Annotated in this window: 13 protein-coding genes and 3 pseudogenes; 12 read left to right on the forward strand and 4 right to left on the reverse strand. The window is 42.4% G+C overall.

All coding sequences use genetic code 11. From position 1 onward, the window contains the following. Positions 1-30 precede the first annotated feature (30 nt). From J4856_RS03570 to J4856_RS03610, 9 genes are all read left to right on the forward strand, one after another. On the forward strand, positions 31-1,884 hold the full coding sequence (locus J4856_RS03570) for a DUF4954 family protein (protein ID WP_025836686.1): 1,854 nt from the start codon (positions 31-33) through the stop codon (positions 1,882-1,884). A gap of 47 nt (positions 1,885-1,931) precedes the next feature. Then, complete coding sequence (locus J4856_RS03575; protein ID WP_065367912.1) at positions 1,932-4,862, forward strand: M16 family metallopeptidase; 2,931 nt, start codon at positions 1,932-1,934, stop codon at positions 4,860-4,862. 96 nt (positions 4,863-4,958) lie between these two features. Then, positions 4,959-6,605, forward strand: coding sequence for a fumarate hydratase (locus tag J4856_RS03580; protein WP_065367913.1), 1,647 nt, complete (start codon positions 4,959-4,961; stop codon positions 6,603-6,605). A gap of 866 nt (positions 6,606-7,471) precedes the next feature. Further along, complete coding sequence (locus J4856_RS03585) at positions 7,472-8,725, forward strand: site-specific integrase (protein ID WP_065368070.1); 1,254 nt, start codon at positions 7,472-7,474, stop codon at positions 8,723-8,725. Between the two features lie 40 nt (positions 8,726-8,765). Next, on the forward strand, positions 8,766-10,019 hold the full coding sequence (locus J4856_RS03590; RefSeq protein WP_025836689.1) for a site-specific integrase: 1,254 nt from the start codon (positions 8,766-8,768) through the stop codon (positions 10,017-10,019). Positions 10,020-10,082: 63 nt separating this feature from the next. After that, positions 10,083-10,568: a DUF1896 domain-containing protein gene (locus J4856_RS03595; protein ID WP_025836691.1), complete on the forward strand. Its 486-nt coding sequence runs from the start codon at positions 10,083-10,085 to the stop codon at positions 10,566-10,568. Between the two features lie 662 nt (positions 10,569-11,230). Next, positions 11,231-11,500: a helix-turn-helix domain-containing protein gene (locus J4856_RS03600; RefSeq protein ID WP_072904647.1), complete on the forward strand. Its 270-nt coding sequence runs from the start codon at positions 11,231-11,233 to the stop codon at positions 11,498-11,500. A gap of 20 nt (positions 11,501-11,520) precedes the next feature. After that, positions 11,521-11,832, forward strand: a complete 312-nt coding sequence (locus tag J4856_RS03605) for a helix-turn-helix domain-containing protein (RefSeq protein WP_025836695.1) — start codon at positions 11,521-11,523, stop codon at positions 11,830-11,832. A 345-nt stretch (positions 11,833-12,177) separates the two neighbouring features. Further along, positions 12,178-12,597 carry a plasmid mobilization protein gene (locus J4856_RS03610; protein ID WP_025836697.1) on the forward strand — a complete coding sequence of 140 codons (420 nt, stop codon included), beginning with the start codon at positions 12,178-12,180 and terminating at the stop codon, positions 12,595-12,597. Between the two features lie 165 nt (positions 12,598-12,762). On the opposite strand, the pseudogene J4856_RS13440 reads toward J4856_RS03610, so the two are convergent. The 4 genes and pseudogenes from J4856_RS13440 to J4856_RS03635 form a co-directional block, all read right to left on the reverse strand. Beyond that, a pseudogene (locus tag J4856_RS13440) lies at positions 12,763-12,870 on the reverse strand (hypothetical protein); the annotation flags it as partial. Between the two features lie 124 nt (positions 12,871-12,994). Continuing rightward, on the reverse strand, positions 12,995-13,531 hold the full coding sequence (locus J4856_RS13090) for a hypothetical protein (protein ID WP_231728394.1): 537 nt from the start codon (positions 13,529-13,531) through the stop codon (positions 12,995-12,997). A 443-nt stretch (positions 13,532-13,974) separates the two neighbouring features. Then, positions 13,975-16,164: an RHS repeat domain-containing protein gene (locus tag J4856_RS13095; protein WP_234967142.1), complete on the reverse strand. Its 2,190-nt coding sequence runs from the start codon at positions 16,162-16,164 to the stop codon at positions 13,975-13,977. 545 nt (positions 16,165-16,709) lie between these two features. Beyond that, positions 16,710-17,069: a hypothetical protein gene (locus J4856_RS03635; RefSeq protein WP_143150333.1), complete on the reverse strand. Its 360-nt coding sequence runs from the start codon at positions 17,067-17,069 to the stop codon at positions 16,710-16,712. Between the two features lie 329 nt (positions 17,070-17,398). On the opposite strand from J4856_RS03635, the pseudogene J4856_RS13105 reads away from it, so the two are divergent. From J4856_RS13105 to J4856_RS13380, 3 genes and pseudogenes are all read left to right on the forward strand, one after another. Then, positions 17,399-18,855: pseudogene (locus J4856_RS13105) on the forward strand (IS4 family transposase). A gap of 351 nt (positions 18,856-19,206) precedes the next feature. Next, a complete protein-coding gene (locus J4856_RS03645) occupies positions 19,207-20,112 on the forward strand; it encodes an IS982 family transposase (RefSeq protein WP_172823690.1) in 906 nt (301 codons plus the stop codon). Beyond that, positions 20,108-20,400 (forward strand): annotated as a pseudogene (locus J4856_RS13380) (conjugal transfer protein TraG); the annotation flags it as partial. The gene J4856_RS03645 and the pseudogene J4856_RS13380, both read left to right, overlap by 5 nt. Positions 20,401-20,470: the final 70 nt, after the last annotated feature.

Raw genomic sequence — 20,470 nt, forward strand, 5'->3', positions numbered from 1 at the left:
GCTAATAACAACAATTAAAATAAAAGGCTTATGCAATATCGTTCCCTTACCTTTGAAGAGATTGAGATACTCGAGAGCAACAGCTGTTGGGCAGAAGATTGGAATCGAGTAGAGGTTGCGGAAGATGGATTTCATCCGAAATTCTTCCATCGTGTCATGTTCTATGGCGACATACGACTCGGTAGTTTCCAGAAAGAAGTCGAGATAACAAAAGACTTCTTCAAGCACTCTGGTATCAATGATGCGACGCTTCGCAACGTAACGGTAGGCAATGACTGCTTGATTGAGAAGGTGGGGAACTACATCAATAACTATACGATTGGCAACGACTGCCTCATCTCCAACATCTCCGTCATGGAGACAACGGAGGGAGCAACATACGGTGAAGGTAATCTTATCTCGGTTCTGAATGAGGTCGGTGATGGGAATGTTATCTTCTTCCATGACCTCAACAGTCAGTTTGCAGCCTTCATGGTGAAGCATTTCAACGACAAAGACCTCAAGAATGCTATCCGAAGACTGATTAAAGAGGAGATAGAACGTACAAACCCTGAACGTGGAACGATTGGCAATAACGTGAAGATTGTCAACACCAAGGAGATTACCAACACTGTTATTCAGAACGATTGCGAGATTTCTGGTGCAAGTCGTTTGAGCGATTGTACCATTCTCAGTTCTGAACATGCCAGTGTCTATATCGGTACAGGAGTTATCTGCGAGAATTCTATCATATCAGATGGTTCAAGCATAGTGAACAGTGTGAAGATGCAAGACTGCTTCGTAGGTGAAGCTTGTCAGATAAGCAATGGCTTTACAGCCTCACAGAGTGTCTTCTTCGCCAATTCCTTCATGTCAAATGGTGAGGCCTGCGCTGCCTTCTGCGGTCCGTTCTGTGCTTCTCACCATAAGAGTTCACTGCTTATCGGTGGTATGTTCTCTTTCTATAATGCAGGTTCTGGCACCAACTTCTCTAACCATGCATATAAGATGGGGCCAATGCACTGGGGCATCTTGCAACGTGGTACAAAGACGGCAAGTGGTAGTTATCTGCTCATGCCAGCAACGATTGGTACATTCTCCGTATGTTTCGGTAAGCTGATGCACCACCCGAACACAACTGCCCTACCCTTCTCTTACCTCATTGCCGAGGCTGACAAGATGTATCTCGTACCAGGTCGTAACATCACAACCGTCGGTCTTTATCGTGACATTCGCAAGTGGCCGAAGCGTGACACACGCCCACAGCAGACACAGAAGAGCATTGTCAACTTCGATTGGCTATCACCTTTCTCTGTAGGGGGTATCGTACAAGGTAAGAAGATACTCGAGAACTTACGTCAGGCAAGTGGCGACAACGTCTCATCTTATAACTATCATGAATATGTCATCAATGCCACCAGCTTACGAAAAGGTATCAAATACTACGACATTGCCTTGCGCATCTATATGGGTGCCGTCCTGAAGCGTGCACACAAATGGGGTTTCTTTGGTAAGCCACAGACTGAGATCGGACTGGGTAGATGGGACGACCTTTCCGGTCTGTTACTCCCAGTATCTGAGGAACAGCGTCTCATTGAGGATATCAAGAGCGGTAGCCTAGAAACCATTCAGGAGGTTGTAGAACGCTTCTGTGAGATTAACGACAATTATCGTGTTTATCAATGGGCATGGACTTATCGTATGATACTAGAATATTATGGTATCGACGAGATAACACCCGAAGACGACGCACGCATCAAGAAGGACTATATTGAGGCACGCCGCGCTTGGATTGCAGAGATACGTAAGGATGCCGAGAAGGAGTTTGAGATGGGTGATGTCGATAGAGAAGTCTTTGAGTCGTTCGTTAACAGCCTCGACCACGAGATTGATTTTGAGGATTAAAATATAAATTTCATATACATAGAAAATAACAGAAACAACTGATTATTATGAGAAAACATTCTATTAACCGCACCCTTTCTAAAGGGCTTGCCTTAGGATTATTGTTCCTCGCGGCAACTGTAACGGCTTACGCTCAGCGTTTCAGCTATGAGAGCGTACCCAATGACCCAATGAAGACGCGTATCTATACGCTGAAGAATGGTCTGAAGATTTACCTTTCTGTCAACAAGGAGAAACCACGCATACAGACTTATATCGCTGTGCGTACGGGTTCTCGTAATGACCCAAAGGAGACAACAGGTTTGGCACACTACTTAGAGCACCTTATGTTCAAGGGTACAACCCACTTTGGTTCTTCTAATGTAGAGGCAGAGCGTCCTTACCTCGACTCTATCGAAGCACGTTTTGAGCAGTATCGCCACATCACTGACCCAACTGCACGAAAGAAGTGGTACCACCAGATTGACTCTATCTCACAGCTTGCAGCTCGTTACAACATTCCTAACGAGTATGACAAGATGATGACAGCAATCGGTAGTGAGGGTACCAACGCTTATACCTCTAATGACGTTACATGTTATGTAGAGAACATACCATCTAACGAGTTGGACACATGGGCAAAGGTTCAGGGTGATCGCTTCCAGAACATGGTTATCCGTGGTTTCCATACAGAGTTAGAGGCGGTATATGAGGAGTATAACATCGGTCTTTCCAGCGACTGGCGCAAGATGTATGCAGCCTTGTTTGCAAAACTCTTCCCTACCCATCCTTATGGAACCCAGACAACAATCGGTCTTGGTGAGCACTTGAAGAACCCTTCAATCACAAACATCAAGAATTATTTTAATAAGTATTACGTACCTAACAACGTAGCTATTTGTCTCTCTGGTGATCTTAACCCTGACGAGACAGTGGCTGCCATTGAGAAGTATTTCGGCAACTGGAAGCCAAGCGCACATATTGACGTGCCACAGTTCCCAGTACAGCCTGCTCTCACAGCACCTGTTGACACAACCATTATCGGTAAGGAAGCTCCTTCCTTCTTCATGGGTTGGCGTGCTGAGGCAAGTAATTCTCTCCAGATGGACACACTGGAGATTGTGGCACAATTGCTTTCTAACGGAGCAGCAGGACTCTTCGACCTTGACCTTACCCAGAAATTAAAAGTACAAGAAGTAGGTGCAGGGGTTAGCGATATGAACGACTATTCTGTCTTCTATATCTATGGACAGCCAAAGAAAGGCCAGACCTTACAAGAGGCACGTGCCTTGGCTTTATCAGAAGTTGAGAAGCTTAAGAAGGGTGAGTTCTCTGATGACCTCCTACCATCTATCATCAACAACTATAAACGTTACTACTACACAGAACTTGACAAGAACCAATTCCGTGCTAAGCAGTATGTGGATGCCTTCATCAATCATAAATCATGGAAGCAGGAAGTTGATAAACTCGCTCGTGTATCTAAGTTGACCAAGGCAGAGATTGTGCGTTTTGCCAATCAATTCCTCCGTAACGACTTCGCATGCGTCTATAAGGAGCAAGGCAACGACACCACTATTAAAAAGGTAGAGAAGCCTACTATCACTCCAATCCCAACCAACAACGACAAGCAGAGTGACTTCTTGAAGGAGATTGTAAACACAAAGTCAACTCCTATCCAGCCACAGTTTGTTGACTATAAGCACGACCTTACCAAGGCAACAACAAAGAAGGGGCTTCCTGTTCTTTATAAGCAGGATACATCAAACGACCTCTTCACACTTTGCTTCGTTATCCCTTATGGTGAAGAACACAACCCATTGCTCGACTATGCAGCTGGTTACTTGGACTATTTAGGTACGAACAAGTTCAGCAACGAGCAGATTAAGCAGCAGTTCTACAAGTTAGCTTGCGACTATAGCATCTCTGAACGAAACGATGTATCATACATCACATTAAGTGGTCTCAACTCTAACCTGCCTCAGGCACTTGCACTGTTGAACGACTTACTCAACAATGCAAAGGTTGACAAGGAGGCTTACGCCCTCTATGTTGAGCAGATTCTGAAATCACGTAGCGATAACAAGGCTAACCAGAAGGCTAACTTCTCTGCCCTCAGAAACTATGCAATTTACGGAAAGTACAACCCTACCCTCAACGCTCCAAGCGAGCAAGCATTGAAGGCGATGAACCCACAGGAACTTCTCAACTTGCTGAAGAACCTGAAGAACTACAAGCAGACCGTGCTCTACTATGGTCCTTCAAGTCTGAAAGACATCGACCAGCTTGTCAGCAAGACCATCCTTTCACCAAAGAAGTTTGCTGCTGTACCAGCTATCAAGCGTTATAAAGAGGAGACTACACCGAAGAATGAGGTAATCATTGCTCCTTACGATGCAAAGAATATCTATATGGTACAGTTCCATAACGATGATCAGAAATGGTCAGCTGACCGTGCTCCAATCATTGCCCTCTTCAACGAATACTTCGGTGGTGGTATGAACGCTATCGTTTTCCAGGAGTTGCGTGAGTCACGCGGTTTGGCTTATTCAGCTTCAGCTCTCTATGCTTCTCCTTATCGTTTAGGAGGAAATGAGAGTTTCTACACCTATATCATCACACAAAACGATAAAATGATGGACTGCGTAGGCGAGTTCAATAAGCTCCTCAATAACGTCCCTGTACGTCAGAGTGGTTTCGACCTTGCAAAGCAGAGTTTGATGAAGAGCCTTGCATCTAACCGTACAACTAAGTATGCTATCCTCACCTCTTACCTTGCAGCACAGCGTTTAGGCATCGACTACTCATTGAGTGAAAAGATCTACAAGGCCCTTCCAAGTCTGCAACTACAGGATGTTATCAACTTCGAGAAGGAGTACATTGCGAACAAGCCATTCAAGTATATCATCCTCGGTGACGAGAAAGAGCTCGACCTCAAGGCATTGGAAAAGATTGCACCTATCAGGAAAGTGACAACTGAAGAAATCTTCGGTTATTAATCGAACGTAGAAAGAAAATACAAAAACATATTATAAACAAATAGTAAAAACCCTGTCTGCCCAACTAACAAAGGGCAGACAGGTACACAAAACATTATGGCAGAATTCAAGTATGCACCCATGTTTCAATTGGGCAAAGATGACACCGAGTATCGTCTGGTATCGAAGGAAGGTATCAGCGTTGGTGAGTTTGAAGGTAACGAAATCCTAAAGGTGAGCAAAGAGGCGCTCACCTTACTAGCACAGGAGGCTTTCCACGATTGTGAGTTCATGCTCCGTCGTGCACACAACGAGCAAGTTGCAAAGATTCTGACCGACCCAGAGGCATCAGAGAACGACAAGTACGTTGCTCTCCAGTTCCTCCGCAATGCTGAGACAGCTGTGAAGGGCGTACTGCCTTTCTGCCAAGATACGGGTACTGCCATCATTCATGGTGAGAAGGGACAGCAGGTATGGACTGGCTTTGAGGACGAAGAGGCGCTCTCTCGTGGTGTATTCAACACCTTTACAGAGGAGAATCTACGCTATTCACAGAATGCTCCGCTCAATATGTATGATGAGGTGAATACCAAGTGTAACCTCCCTGCACAGATTGATATTGAAGCTGTTGAGGGTGTAGAATATCGTTTCGTAATGGTTGCTAAGGGTGGTGGTTCTGCTAACAAGACCTACTTCTACCCAATGACAAAGGCTACTATCCAGAACGAGGGTACGCTCATTCCTTTCCTCGTTGAGAAGATGAAAAGCCTAGGTACAGCAGCTTGTCCTCCTTATCACATCTGTTTCGTGATTGGTGGTACCTCTGCCGAGAAGAACCTCCTCACCGTGAAACTCGGAAGTATCAAGTATTATGATAATCTTCCTACTACCGGTGACGAGACAGGACGTGCTTTCCGCGACATCGACCTCGAGCAGAAGCTCCTTAAAGAGGCTTATAAGATTGGTCTTGGTGCACAGTTTGGTGGTAAGTATCTTGCACACGACATCCGCATCATCCGTCTGCCACGCCACGGCGCAAGCTGCCCTATCGGTATGGGTGTTAGCTGTTCTGCTGACCGTAATATCAAAGCTAAGATTAACAAAGATGGTATTTGGTTGGAGAAGATGGACACTAACCCAAGCGAGTTGATTCCAGAGGAGTTCCGCAAGCCAGGAGAAGGGGCAAAGGGTATCGAAATCGACCTCGACAAGGGTATGGATGCTGTTCGTGCTGAACTGACAAAATACCCTGTTTCAACACGTGTCAACCTCAAGGGTACCATCATCGTTGCACGTGACATTGCTCACGCTAAGCTCAAGGCTCGTTTGGATGCTGGCGAGGATTTGCCTGATTACATCAAGAACTACCCTGTCCTCTATGCAGGACCAGCCAAGACTCCAGAGGGCTACCCATGTGGTTCAATGGGACCAACCACTGCCAACCGTATGGACCCATACGTTGACGAGTTCCAGGAACATGGCGGTTCACTCGTGATGATTGCTAAAGGTAATCGTACACAAGCTGTCACAGATGCTTGCCAGAAGCATGGTGGCTTCTATCTCGGTACGATTGGTGGCGTTGCTGCCGTTCTCTCACAGAGCAGTATCAAGAGCATTGAGTGCGTAGAGTATCCTGAACTCGGTATGGAAGCTGTATGGAAGATTACCGTTGAGGACTTCCCTGCCTTCATCCTCGTTGACGATAAGGGTCATGACTTCTTCAAAGAATTGAAGCCTTGGACGGGCTGCAGCTGCGAGAAGTAAACCACCTCTCATAGATAAATGGTTGTATCAGGAGTATTATCTGTAACAAATCGCCGGAAACCGCAAGTGGTTTTTGACGGCAGATAAGTACAACCTCAACTTACAAAGCGGTATAAGACGAACATTAAATGATGTCTTTATACCGCTTTTTTTATTTGCTTCTTCGCTAAAAGCAATTGTCAAATATTTCATGATATAAAGAACTGATAGGTAGATCCGTATTCGGTCATTTTCTGCATATTTTATTTGTTTTCCACAATGAAAGCAGATTTTTCCCATGACTCATCAGGCTTTATGGCTCTATAATAAATCATGTGAGTAATTCGTCATAGACCTAAAAATATTGTCGAAAAGTATAGCCTCCAACTAAACACAACTCCAGAATAATCTTTGTTTTAATACGCTTCACGCACATTAAATCCCTACCCTTCTCTATACAGCAATGGTGTTAACCCTTCGCACATGTGGTGCATACCACCCGCACCACATGTGCATACCATCCGCACCACATGTGCTAAGCACCCGCACCAAACCGGTGGAATATCAACACAAGAACCATACAATACGTTATAGAGCCAGCTTTATTTATCCCTGAAGTATAGGAGTTGGAAGCAAGAAAAGGAGAAGAATGCGTATCTGGTTGAAATAGAGGATATATTTCCTGCTTACTCATTGAGTTGCATCAAAGGAAATAGGCTAAGAAAGGAGTGAAAAAGCAAGAGTTCAGTTACCAAATCGTTCGAGAAACGATGAAAGGAAAAGAACAGCTAAAAGTGGTAACTAAAACGGTGATTTCTCTTTCATTATCAATGTTTTGCATCACTCAAAGTTCCTCTAAGAAGTGTAATTTTGCAAGCAAAAGAACAATGGAAAAAGAAAAAATGAAGCTGCTTTTCTACCTCAAGAGAGGTACGCAGGACAAAAACGGAAAAAGTCCCGTAATGGGACGCATCAGTATCGGTCGCTCAATGGTTCAGTTCAGTTGCAAATGCGCCTGTACCCCAAAACTTTGGGATAGTCGTAAACAGCGACTTGTGGGCAAGAGTGCCGAAGCCGTATCAGTAAACAACGAACTTGACCGACTGCAAGTAAGCGTCCATCAAGTTTACGAATCGCTTTTGGGCAAGTTGAACAACACTGTTACGGCAGAGCAGATAAGGGAACTTGTATTCGGGTTAAACAGCAGATCGCAGGGACTGCTTCATCATACAGACGAGTATATCGACCGCTTCCGTGAGCGGGTGGGTATAGACCGCAGTGAAAGAAGACTGAAATGTCTGCTGCTTTTCCGTAAGCATCTGGCAAAATTTCTCAGACATCGCTACCATGTGAACGATATTCCCGTGCAAAAAGCCGATACTGCCCTTATCAAAGACTTGGAGGAGTTTTTTGCCAAAGAAAAGGGTTTTAAACTCAACACTTCAGCTGGTTATCTTACAATGCTGGCATCCCTACTCAAGGACCTATACAAACGGCACATCATAGACATCTATCCTTTCATCGCTCACTCTATCCGCTGGGACGTGGGTACACCCCGATACATCACAAGGGAGGAAGTAAACAGAATAGCAGCATTAAGCGATAACGAACTGCAAGGCTACGAGCAGGTATCAAGGGATATGTTTCTCTTTTCGTGCTATCCCGGTCTTTCCTATACGGATGTGTACCACCTCACGTCAGAGCATATCATCCACGAGTCCGATATGGATTGGATACGCAAGCTGAGAGTGAAGACGGGCAACCTATGCCACATTCCGCTACTGCCCGAAGCATCCGCCATCATCGAGCGGTACAGGGGTATCCATACAAGGGCGTTCCGTCACGAACCGCCCAAAGGGTATCTGCTGCCCATACCAGGCTGCGATACGGTGAACATACACCTCAAAAAGATAGCACGGCTTTGCGGTATTCAGAAAACGCTGACTTTTCACATGGCAAGGCATACCTTCGCATCGCAGATGACGCTTTCTGAAGGCGTGTCTATCGAAAGCGTATCGAAAATGCTCGGACACAGCCAAATAAAGACCACACAGGTGTATGCAGAGACTTCTCCAGAGCGTGTCTTTCGGGATGTGGAGAAGATTCTCCCTCTCATCGCACAATATCGTCTGACTAACTAGAAATTATAAGGAATACAAACGATAAAACATACATGGAAAAATGAAAAGTACATTTTCAATTCTATTCTATATAGACAGAAGCAAGACAAGCGAAAGGAATGAATGCATTATCCGCTGCCGTATCACCTGCAATGGTGCGTCTGCTTCATTCTCAACAGGATTGCACACCTTTCCCGATGATTGGCAATCAAAGATAGGACGTATAAAGGTGGCAGCTAACAGAGCGAATGCCGTCAATCATCAACTGGACTCAATAGATAAACGACTTCACGCACTCTATGAACTCACGTTAAGAGAAGAGAACTATATCACGGCAGAATATCTTAAGGAGCAGTTCCTGCATCAAGGAAAATCTACCCCAACACTCATAGAGCTTTACCAAGCTGTCTGCGAAAGTAAGGAGGAATTGCAGGGCAAGACTATAGGAAAGGCTACCGTCAGGGCTTTTAGGGACAGCAGGAAGAGCTTTGTTAAATTTCTGAAAACAAGGAGAAATGAGGACTGTCTTCCCAAAGAAGCCGACAAGGACCTAATAGAAAGCTACCGTCTGTTCATGCTTAGGGACTTAGGAAACAAGGAGAGCACCGTCTCCAACCGTCTGCGCCACCTGCATCAAGTTATTAGAAAGGCACAGCAGGAGCGGTATATCCATGCAGACCCTTTTGAACTGATAGACATTGAAACGCCCACCTACGAGCGCAATGCCCTCACTTCTGACGATTTACACAAACTTCTCTCATATCGCCCACACCGCTCGGTGGACAACCATTGCAGGCTCATCTTCCTCTTGGGCTGTTTTACGGGGCTAGCTTTTTCTGATTTGAAGAAACTTCGAATGGACGATGTTTACACTCTTGACGATGGGCACAGGTACATATCGCTCTGTCGCACAAAAACTCAGAACAGAAGCATTGTTCCTTTATTACCCATTGCCGAAGAGATACTCACCATTGTCAGCGACGGACAAAAGGAGGGTTTGCTCTTTCGTGAGTTCCCCACGAATAGCCATTTCAACCGCAAGATAAGGGATATCATCATCAAGGCAGGACTCCCACCTCATACCGAAGCCACCTCGCACACGGCACGACATACCTTTGCGACAACTATCTGCTTGGAGAACGGCTTGCCGATAGAAACCGTCAGTAAGATGCTCGGACACCGCTTTATTTCAACCACCGAACTCTATGCAAAGGTTAGCAAAAGCAAGATTGCACGTGAAATGCAGCCACTCATAGGTAGCAACACCACAAGGGAACTTCGAAAGGCCCTGCGTGTCTGTCCGCCAAGAATATGATAAAATGATTTTCTTAGACCGTTAAACAACCATCATTAAGTATCAACACTGAATAAGGACAAAATGAAAAAGAACAACAAACAGGAACTTTCCTACTTTCGGTTGAAATTAAGAAGTTACATGAGTGAGCATCACCCCGAAAGATTGCACGACACGGAGTTTATCACCACACGGGCAGACATGGTTCTCACTGCCTACTGCGATGCTGTGGCACAAGGTTTTTCGCACCTCGAAGCGGAGAGCATAGCAAGTGAGGTATTGTATCAAGGTTTGCACTTTTCCAAGTACGACACGCTTGTTTCTGTCTTGGAGAACGAGTTTGAGAGGGAACTGCCTGCTCCGCTCCCCGATATGCTTGCACCCATATTGTTGTCGAACAAGGCTGTTCAAGCCACATTCGACAAATTCGGTTTGACGGACATATTGGCTTCTGACGAGCAATACGACCGTCTTTACACCGAACTCACAGGCACGATAGTGCTGCTCACCAAGAGCAATAATCTGCCAACGGTCAGACTGACGGAGGAAGCAAGCCCGAAGGCGTTGTAAGCAAAGGCGCACGCAAAGCCCCTGAAGCCGTTTCTTATCGTGCAAAGGTACAACGGCAGCCTATCTGCCCTGACAAGGTCGAGTCCTGCGGATGGAGAGAAGAATCTCCAGCGCAGGATTTTTCTTTTCAAGTTGGTATTGCCATTTTCAATATTCGTGCGGTCGTATTCATCTCTCCCAACCTTGCAGGGCAGGGCTGCCATAAGAGAGTATAGGCACGACAAGAATACGGCATACTCAGGCTCTTTGGACGCAAGGCGTAACAACCAACAACAGATAGGACTGACGATAATACGGACTATCTGTTGTTTGTACAATTTATTGTCATGACTATCTGTTGTCATGACTATCTGTTGTCAAAATAATCTATCGATAAAACTATCTATCGACACTTCGATATCTTGATTTGTCGAACTATCGAATTATCGATAAAACAACAAAATAATAAAAGGAAAGAGCCGGCACTTCATCTCATTACCGCAATAATACAGACGGATTTCCTTTGTTCTTTTCTCTTGTTTTCTCTCTATTCCCCTGCTTATCCTCATTTCTTGCAGCGGTGCTTCCGAGGGTTTACTTTTACACCTGAGAAGTACGGCAATGGACTGCATAACAGTTTGTTTGCCGAGCAACAACAAAGTAATCATAACAAAATTAAGGCAATGAAACTCATTATCATCGACCGCAAAGCGTGGGAGCGACACTGCTCCGAATTTGCAGACTTTATCCACAGTATCGAACAACTCATCGGCAATCCGCCCGAAACGAACGAATGGCTTGACAACGAAGCCGTATGCCGCAGGCTCGGCATCAGCAAACGCACCCTGCAATCCTATCGCGACACGGGTAAAATACCCTTCTCCATCATTGGACATAAATGCTATTATAAGGAGAGCGACATCGCAGAGTTACTGAATGCAAACAATGAATGAAATCAAACACAGAATGAACTATGGAAGAGAAAGAAATCATTACACAGCAAGACCCTCAAATGCAGATGTTTGCACAGTTGATGGAGGGTACTTTGAAGAAACTGGAGCGTTATTGCTCCACAGCCCGTCCGATGTTGGGTGGAGAGGTTTACCTCACTGGCGAGGAGGTATGCAGCCAATTACGGCTCAGCACACGCACGCTCCAAGAGTACAGAAATGCAGGAATACTTCCTTTCTACAAAATCGGAGGGAAGATACTATACAAGCAGAGCGACATGCAGACAATGCTTGAAAGGCATTATAATCCCATACCGCAAACAGGTAAGTTATGAGTTAAGTTAAGAAATCAGTCGCGACTTAAGTCAAATAGTCAGTTGTGACTTTGGTCAAGAAATTAGTTTCGACCTAAGTCAAAATTAACTTTAGTCAAAAATATGTCAGCTCATAAAGTCAGTAAGTCAAGAAGTTAGTCTAAACTTATCTCTTGACTTACTTCTTGAACTTTGAACTCTCGTCTATCAAAAGCACCCCAGAAAGGTTACTTTATGGAACATAACAAACTATCTCTTTCTCTATACTGGCAAGGTGTGTCTTTGTACCACAAATTATCATTTGTACCACAAAGACCCTTGCCCCGAAAGGGGATTAAATCACTCCAAAGTCGTGATTAGAAAGCAATGAAAAAGCAGAAATCCAAGAAGCTCGATGGCAGACGTGCCACCTGCCCAAGATGGGACAGATGGCACATCAGAATACCTAATTCCGAAGACCAGCAGAAACTTATCAATCTCTACCGCAAGTCGGGAGCAAAAACAAAGAGCGACTTTGTCCGAGCAAGGCTTTTGGGTGAAACCTTTAAGGTCATCACCCAAGACCCTGCAAAAGAGCCTTACTTGGAGAAACTCTCCGAAATCGTCGCCATGATGAATAAGATAGGCGTGCTGTACAACGAAGCCGTGAAAGCCCTCAATACTTATCATTCTGTTGCCACTGCTCAACGATTGCTCAGTAAACTTGAAACTTATTCCCAACTTCTTATCAGACTGCAACTGCAAGCAGTGCAACTGACAAAATCTCTTGAGAGTAAACAAGAATGAATGCTGATAAATCATAATGCCCAACGTTAGTATCGTGCTGTGATTGCCCAATCCCTCTTTGGTCAGTTGGGTGATTTTGGAATCGGTGTCAGGAAGATAGGCATTGTAGATGTACTCGGTAATAAAACGCTTGTGGCAATGTTTGCATTGGTAGCGGTGTCTGTCATTGCAATTCTTCCCACTTTTGACGATAGACTCAGATTGACAATAGCGACATACAAACTTAACTCCCAATCTGGAGCATAAAGTTTCAAAACTATCCTGTTGCTTCATTTGCTTATGCTATAATTGCGAAAATAATGCGAAGGCAAAGCGCTAATTCCTGCCTTCGCATTTTTAATTTATCAGATAGTCCTGATAATCAAGACCCTATTTTCACAACTCCCAATCTGAAGCATTACCAATCACTATCATTAAGAAAAGAAAAACTGAACCAGTTATATTGAAAAGTACCATTAATAATTGGGACGGTAATACTAATTGCTTTATCTTGATAGATAATTATTTTAGGAATTTCTTGCCAATTATGTTTTTCTAATCGATACGCTTTTCCGCATACGTAATATATGGGAATATTTTCGTCGTTAACTCTTGAAGTAAACAACCAAGTCAGAGGACAATCATATAAGGATTGTTCAAGACTCCTGTCTATTTCTTGTATTTCGTTTCGGGATGGTATCAACTCATATCCTCTAGTTTTATCATCTGAAATAAATTTGTAATAGATAATTGAGTGAGTACTGGTGGTAAAAACATCACAATGATTCGTGATTAAGTTAATCTTTAATCTTTCACAGTCGATGAGATATAATTTGTCCTGGACAAGAATAACAAAACAAGATTCAATGGCATACGATATAGGAATCGCCCCCTCTATCTCCATACCATTTAGCTTAATTTTCTTTTCAAAAAGAATATTCATTTTCTTTCCCATAATTGTTAATAGCATCTCTTCTGCTTCGTAATCTATTCGACTCACCATTAAATAATCCCTATTCCGACTTTGAGCTAGGTTCACAATGGGTAAATTCTGCTTTGAATGCCAATAAATATATTTTGCATTTTGAGGAACATGCCAAAGTATAATATTCCTACCTTTTGCATATATCAGTGCAGAGTCCGAGATCTTTAAGCAATTCGAGGTCATGGTTGAATCGATACAATAACTGTGGTTGCGGTAATTCCTTATATCCAGTCTTTGCAGTTTCCTTTCAATCGCTTCCGTATCATCGCTATTTTGACAATAAACCAAATATTTACCTATTGTACAAACAAAATCTCCGTGAATGCACAAAGTATCCTTATTCTGTGAATAAATAGGTAATCCTATATAGCAATACAATATAATTATGCTTAAAAAACATGCCCTATATTTTTTCATCGCTTTTGAGTTGCAATATGAATATGATTATTATGCCCAGAGATCCTCTTAGTTTTCCCCTCTTTTTCTTGTATATTAGGTCCAAAATTCTCTCTTAAGATAGGATTCTTTCTAATTGCACGTTGAAAAGCATCAACTTTTTCATGTGATTTAGGATTTTTAACTGAGATTCCATTTACCATGTCAATGTCTATAGCTCTTCCTCCATTTGATGCATAATGATTGCTTGAAGGGGAATGTTTCCCAGTTGTAGTTGTAGAAACATCAATAGAAGTAATTCCTGCGCCAGAAATATTAGCATCGTTTATCCCTTTAATTAATAAACTAACAGCATCTTTTAACAATGCATAATCACCATAACCCCCAGTTGGACTCTTATACTTAAAAGTTACACTAACTTTAGTTCCATCATCTGTTATAAAACTCTTAGGTATATATTGCCCACCTTCTACATTAAACCTACCACTTGCATCGGATACTTTTATAATCTTATCCTGCTGATAATCGTATCTCATTCCAGATTGATATATACTATATGTTTCACCTATATTTCTATACTCCTGACCATCGTATGTTATAGAGTTAGCATTCCCTTCCTGCCAGAAAATAGCAGCAGTTTCATCATTTCTATACCAATCTGTACCAGTTGGATCAATATACTTGACAGGATTATTATTTGTGTAGCAATATCCTGTTAAATTCGGATATTTCTCCGTTAGCGGATCAACCCCCAGCCACATAGAATTTTGGGGATCCATATATCTTGCACCATAGTAGTACATACCTGTTTCCTCGTCAAACTCTTTAGCGTTGAAGAGGTACGGCGTGTTCCACGTATTGTTGCGCTCTTCGATGAACACTTCGCCGAACGGTACATACTCGATATGCTGTGATACTTCGCCGTCCAAGTTGGTGATGTAACTACTGCTACCCAAATGGTCGGGATGGTAGTAGAACTGCATCTTCTCGTAGTCGTCGTTGGGTTTGAAGTTACCGCTTGCAGCTCTTGTGCGTGCCATTGCCCTTGCTTGTGCTGCCTCGGGCGTGCCGTCGTTGCAGCAGAACCCCTGACCATTCACGTAGTCGTCATTGTCCTGCCCATTATATGGCAAGTCAAACGCCTTGTAGTTGTCTTTAATGGATTGTAACTGCTGATTGTACTTATCTTTGTAATTAATGGTGAGACCATCAACCTCATGTCCTGCATACGGTATTCGTCTTGGGTCTGCACCGTAACTTGCCAAGTCGCCAAGCTTGCTGACAATTCTCTGACTACCGATGTAGATATGCTTGGTGTACTTACCACCTTGCCCTGCCACCAAGTATGGGCTGACATAAAGGCTGAAGCGTGCCGTACCGGTGTTGCCACCCGAGAACTCAGAGTTCACATAGATAGCTTCGTTTTCGCCTGAGGTCTTCACCGTGCGCTCACCATCGGCATCATACCAATAGTTGCTCACAAACCCGTTTTCATCCACTGCCAACAAGCGGTTCTCCTCGTCCCAACGATACTTCTGCTCACTTGCCTTTTCATCTTCCTTGCCGTCTTTCTTTACACGAGAGGTATTGATATAAACAAGGTTCCCGTTGAGGTCGTAAGTGTACTTGTGTCCGTTGTTGATATTGGTACTCTCCGTAGGAGTTTCTTCCGTTCGGTAGTTAATATCATGAACATTGTCAAGCTGGAACTCCTTACCATCTGCCTTTTGATAAGTATAGGTGAGGTCATAGCCTGCATTGAGCGTGCCGTCAAACTGCACACCTGTCTGCGAGAGATGTTGCTTCTTACTCGTGATGCGGTGCATGTTGTCGTAACCCATAGACAACGTATAAGAAGCGGCTTTATTGTCCGTTCCCTTATAAGTACCTGTTGCGCTTGCCAAACGATACAATGGGTCATAAGTATAACTATGGCTCATCTGTCCGCCTGCCTTGCCACTCTGTGGGAGTGGAGCATTGTTCTTAATACCGAGCACGTTGCTCACTGCGTCGTAGCTGTAGGTATTTTCCATAATAGTACCTGCCTTAGCATTGACCACGAGGTTCTGCAAACGTCTGCGTGCAGGGCCGTAACTGTAGAACGTTTCCGCTCCGTTGCAGTATTTCAAGTAAGTGCGCTGCTCGATGATACCTGTTCCTCCACATATATCAAGGAATTTTACGAAATTTTCATATAAGTTATGCATACGAATTATTGAACTTAGTGTATTGGTTTTTACTAAGTTACAAATAATTTCTTGTATGTTCAACTTTTCTTGCATATTAATTTATCCTTTAATTTAATTCCGCCAACGAGTTAAACTAAATACATCCATAGTATATCCATAGCGTATGAATTTTATACAAAGAATTATCATCGTAGCAATAACTACCCGAGAGGATTTATCACATAGTATAATTTTCTATTTTTGATGGAAAAAGCATAATTAGCAATTAGCAACACGATACTTGTAATAGGAATACTACTAGCACACATATAATTGTCCATCCAAAGAATATTTGGAATGGTGATTCATTGAATATCCTAATAAGACTCTCTCTGTTACCTAAGGTAGCATTAAAAAGAAAATGAAGGAAAAGCATTTCAACAAATAGAAGAATCATCAAAATAATCCCCCTAATGTTAGTATTTGATTGAATTATCTTCATTTTGCAATTTTATTCCCCCTTTGTGATAATTTCTGATGAACCGCAATGTGGACATTAAAGCTTCCTTATTTTTATCCAAATTTTAATGGTCCTCATAAGATTCCTTTCGATATTTTCTGAAAAGTATCAATGCTTTACCATATAAACCTCGTTCTATATTGTCTGCTAGTATACTATCTTCATATAATTTTGAAAACATTTCAATAATAATCGCATCTTCTGTTTCATACTCACCTTTTTGTAATGCCTTGTTTATAAAATCAATTGTCTGTTCTATAATATCTTTTTTATCAGAGTGTTTTAAAATGAAACATCCTAATTCACCTAAAAGAGGATATGCACCATCTTCCTTATCGAACACGGAGAAAAAAGACGGAAATGACTTATGAACTTCTTCATAAATCTGATTATAAAAATAATCTTTAATGACCTGAAAGTGCATTTTGAACATCTGTTAATAACCTTTTTACTATTTTTATATCACCTTCTGATAAATCTGACCTACTTCTCCAAAGTCTCTGCAGAACGGTTCGGTAGTTTAACAACTTTATAGAATGGAACTTTCCTCCTACTAACTGACCTGTCTTTTGTTCAAATCGAAATGCATCCATAGAACTTCCGCTTCCTATTTTCGCACCTAGTCGATATAAATCACTAACTAAAGTTTCCCACCCTCAAAAAGTTGGTTTAAAATAACAGTTTCTCAATAATTATTGGCAACTTTGTAGTGCTTTATTACATTGATTATCAATAAATTAAAGAGTAACTGTTATGGATACAAAATTAGACAATTTCAGCGAGATATCCAAGCTTTTAAGTGTTAAAAGTAAGATGAGTAGCGATATTCTCTCACTTTTCTCAAAATTTGGTCTTGGACGTATGCTCTGTAGGCTTTCTTTGGAGAAACACGATGGTATCTCCGCTGTTCAACTGATTCTTTCCCTTTGTCTTTTCCGTATTAATGGTGAGACAATACACTCCATATACAAGAAGAATTTCTACCATCTTCTCACCACTGGAAAGAACTGCTATTATCGTATGATGGTCAGGCAGACAAGGAACTGGCGTCGTTTGCTTAGCTATACTGTTCTTCGTTTTGAATGCATTCTCCGAAGAATGGCATTCAGACAGAGAGCGAGAACTCCTGTGTCATATTTGACGATACAACCTTGGAAAAGACTGGTAGAAAGCTTGAGCATATCACCAAGGTTTTCGACCATGTACGAATGAACTATGTTCTGGGCTACAAGCTTCTTTTATGCCTGTTCTTCGATGGTAAGTCCTCTCTGCCGTTCGACTTCTCCCTCCATGAGGAACTTGGAGGGAAAGAGGATGGCGGACTTGGCAAGAAGGCACTCCGCAGCAGATTCTCCAAGAGACGCATGAAAGAGAGTCCAGCGTATGAGCGGAATCAAGAGTGCGGTATGAGCAAGATGGACTCCGCCATAAGGATGCTCCAGCGCATGTGGAAGAGTGGTATTCATCCCCATTATGCCTTGGCGGATAGTTGGTTTGCCTGCGAGAAGTTCATTGAGGAAGTCAGGAGAGTAGGCAACGGAGCTATACACTACATCGGTCTTGCAAAGATGGGAAAGACAAAGTACTTTGTGGAGAATAAGCGACACAATGCCGCTGAGCTCGTAGCAATGTATACAAGACGTACCAAATGCTGCCGGAAGTACAAGTGTCAGTACATTGAGTTGAGGGGATGTCTGGGGAATATACCAGTCAGGATATACCTGATTAAATATGGACGTCGACAGACTTGGAACATCATGCTTAGTACTGATTTATCGATGAGCTTTGTGCGTGCCTTCGAGTTATACCAGATACGATGGAACATTGAAGTGGTCAACAAGGAGACAAAAGGACATCTCAGGCTCGGCTCATACATGGGGAGAGACTTTGATGGTCAGATTGCTGATGCAACGCTCTGCTACATTACATATATCGTGATGTCGTTAGAAAAACGGATGTCAGAGTACGAGACCATGGGTGAATTGTTTGCTGACATGGAAGATGATGTCATGGCACTTACGTTATGGCATCGTGTGCTGAAGTGCATAGAGAGGTTGCTTGCTGCTCTTTGTGACGTTCTTGGGTTCTCTGTTAGTGAGATAGGGCAGTTAATAGTCACCGACTCAGAAATGCGGAACAACTTTGAGATTATGGTCAAAGCATTGGAAGACAGGCAACAAGAAAAGCTCACAACCGTAAACATATTTTAGACATGTGTTAACGGCTCACGTTCATGGGTATTCACAAAGCAGTTTGGTTGAAAGACCTATGAAATAGAGGGGTGGGAAACTTTAGTTTATCCTTTAATTTAATTCCGCCAACGAGTTAAACTAAATATATCCATAGTATATCCATAGCATATGAATTTTATACAAAGAATTATCATCGTAGCAATAACTACCCGAGAGGATTTATCACATAGTCTAATTTTCTATTTTTGATGGAAAAAGCATAATTAACGTGAGTTCGATGAATTATAAGTGTCTATAAATTTGGTGATTAGCGAAATTTGTTGTAACTTTAAAGAGCTAATATACAAATAGTTACAAATAAAAATCGCTATGATCACCGAGGACAAAGTTACTGAAATATTTTGTATGGCAGATGACTTCTGCAAGTTTTTTGATGCAATGACAGCAAAATATACGCTAAAACCTACAGGAAAAAGGAAATATCATCGAAATTCTACAATGTCAAAGGCAGAAGTTATGCTGATAATGATTCTTTTCCACGATTCTGGTTATCGTTGCTTCAAACATTTCTATCTTGAAAAAGTATGCAAGCAGCTTCGTCATCTGTTTCCAAAAGTTGTTTCTTATAACCGTATAGTAGAATTGGAAAGGGATGTAGCCGTACCCTTAACCTTGTTTATCAAGAAGGTCCTGTTGGGCAAATGCACGGGTATAAGCTTCGTTGATAGCACACCACTGCGTGTCTGCAAAAACCAAAGAATACATATTCACAAGGTTTTCAAAGGCATAGCTCAAAGAGGAAAATGTTCTATGGGTTGGTTCTTTGGCTTCAAGTTGCATTTGATTTGCAATGAGAAAGGAGAACTTCTCAACTTTATGATAACGCCAGGAGATATTGATGACCGTAAGCCTTTGGAGTACAAAGCATTCATAGATCTTATATATGGTAAGCTATTCGGTGACAAGGGCTACATCGGTAAGAACCTCTTTCAAAGGCTTTTCGTTGACGGAATACAGCTTATTACCAAATTGAAAAGTAACATGAAAGGAGCGTTAATGAGTGTTTCAGACAGACTTTTACTCAGAAAAAGAGCCATTATAGAGACGGTGAATAATGAACTTAAGAACATTGCGCAGGTGGAACACTCCAGACATAGATGCTTTGACAATTTCATCGTCAACCTATTAGGATCAATTGCTGCCTATTGCTTGTTTCCAAAGAAGCCGTGCATCAATGTGCAAAGGACCATTGACACACAGCTTGCATTGTTCTAAATTCGTCGAACTCACGTTATTTCAATTTCTACACAAGAACTTTGACGAATACATTGACAAAAGATATTTCATGATGAGATAGTGTTGGATTGTGCCAAAGTCTCTGCCGAAATAAAGCATTACCAGTATATACCTGTGATAGCGAACTTCATAAACGAAGATAGCTCCGACAATCTCAAAGAGACCATCGAAGCCAACTATCGTAAGGTGAAACAAGAGATACTGACGCTGGTTGATTTGGAAATAGAACGAATCAGAGAAACTCCTTCACTTGTTCATCTGCTTAAGCAATACCAACATGAAATGTTACATATTACCATAACAAAACAAGATAAAGAATATGGGTTTTTATTTGCAT

It is taken from the genome of Prevotella scopos JCM 17725 (assembly GCF_018127785.1).
Taxonomy (GTDB): domain Bacteria; phylum Bacteroidota; class Bacteroidia; order Bacteroidales; family Bacteroidaceae; genus Prevotella; species Prevotella scopos.

Excerpts from the sequence above, each read along its gene's own strand:
- J4856_RS03570 (WP_025836686.1), top strand. The coding sequence starts at position 31 with ATGCAATATCGTTCCCTTACCTTTGAAGAGATTGAGATACTCGAGAGC.
- J4856_RS03575 (WP_065367912.1), top strand. The coding sequence starts at position 1,932 with ATGAGAAAACATTCTATTAACCGCACCCTTTCTAAAGGGCTTGCCTTA.
- J4856_RS03580 (WP_065367913.1), top strand. The coding sequence starts at position 4,959 with ATGGCAGAATTCAAGTATGCACCCATGTTTCAATTGGGCAAAGATGAC.
- J4856_RS03585 (WP_065368070.1), top strand. The coding sequence starts at position 7,472 with ATGGAAAAAGAAAAAATGAAGCTGCTTTTCTACCTCAAGAGAGGTACG.
- J4856_RS03590 (WP_025836689.1), top strand. The coding sequence starts at position 8,766 with ATGAAAAGTACATTTTCAATTCTATTCTATATAGACAGAAGCAAGACA.
- J4856_RS03595 (WP_025836691.1), top strand. The coding sequence starts at position 10,083 with ATGAAAAAGAACAACAAACAGGAACTTTCCTACTTTCGGTTGAAATTA.
- J4856_RS03600 (WP_072904647.1), top strand. The coding sequence starts at position 11,231 with ATGAAACTCATTATCATCGACCGCAAAGCGTGGGAGCGACACTGCTCC.
- J4856_RS03605 (WP_025836695.1), top strand. The coding sequence starts at position 11,521 with ATGGAAGAGAAAGAAATCATTACACAGCAAGACCCTCAAATGCAGATG.
- J4856_RS03610 (WP_025836697.1), top strand. The coding sequence starts at position 12,178 with ATGAAAAAGCAGAAATCCAAGAAGCTCGATGGCAGACGTGCCACCTGC.
- J4856_RS13090 (WP_231728394.1), bottom strand. The coding sequence starts at position 13,531 with ATGGGAAAGAAAATGAATATTCTTTTTGAAAAGAAAATTAAGCTAAAT.
- J4856_RS13095 (WP_234967142.1), bottom strand. The coding sequence starts at position 16,164 with ATGCATAACTTATATGAAAATTTCGTAAAATTCCTTGATATATGTGGA.
- J4856_RS03635 (WP_143150333.1), bottom strand. The coding sequence starts at position 17,069 with ATGCACTTTCAGGTCATTAAAGATTATTTTTATAATCAGATTTATGAA.
- J4856_RS03645 (WP_172823690.1), top strand. The coding sequence starts at position 19,207 with ATGATCACCGAGGACAAAGTTACTGAAATATTTTGTATGGCAGATGAC.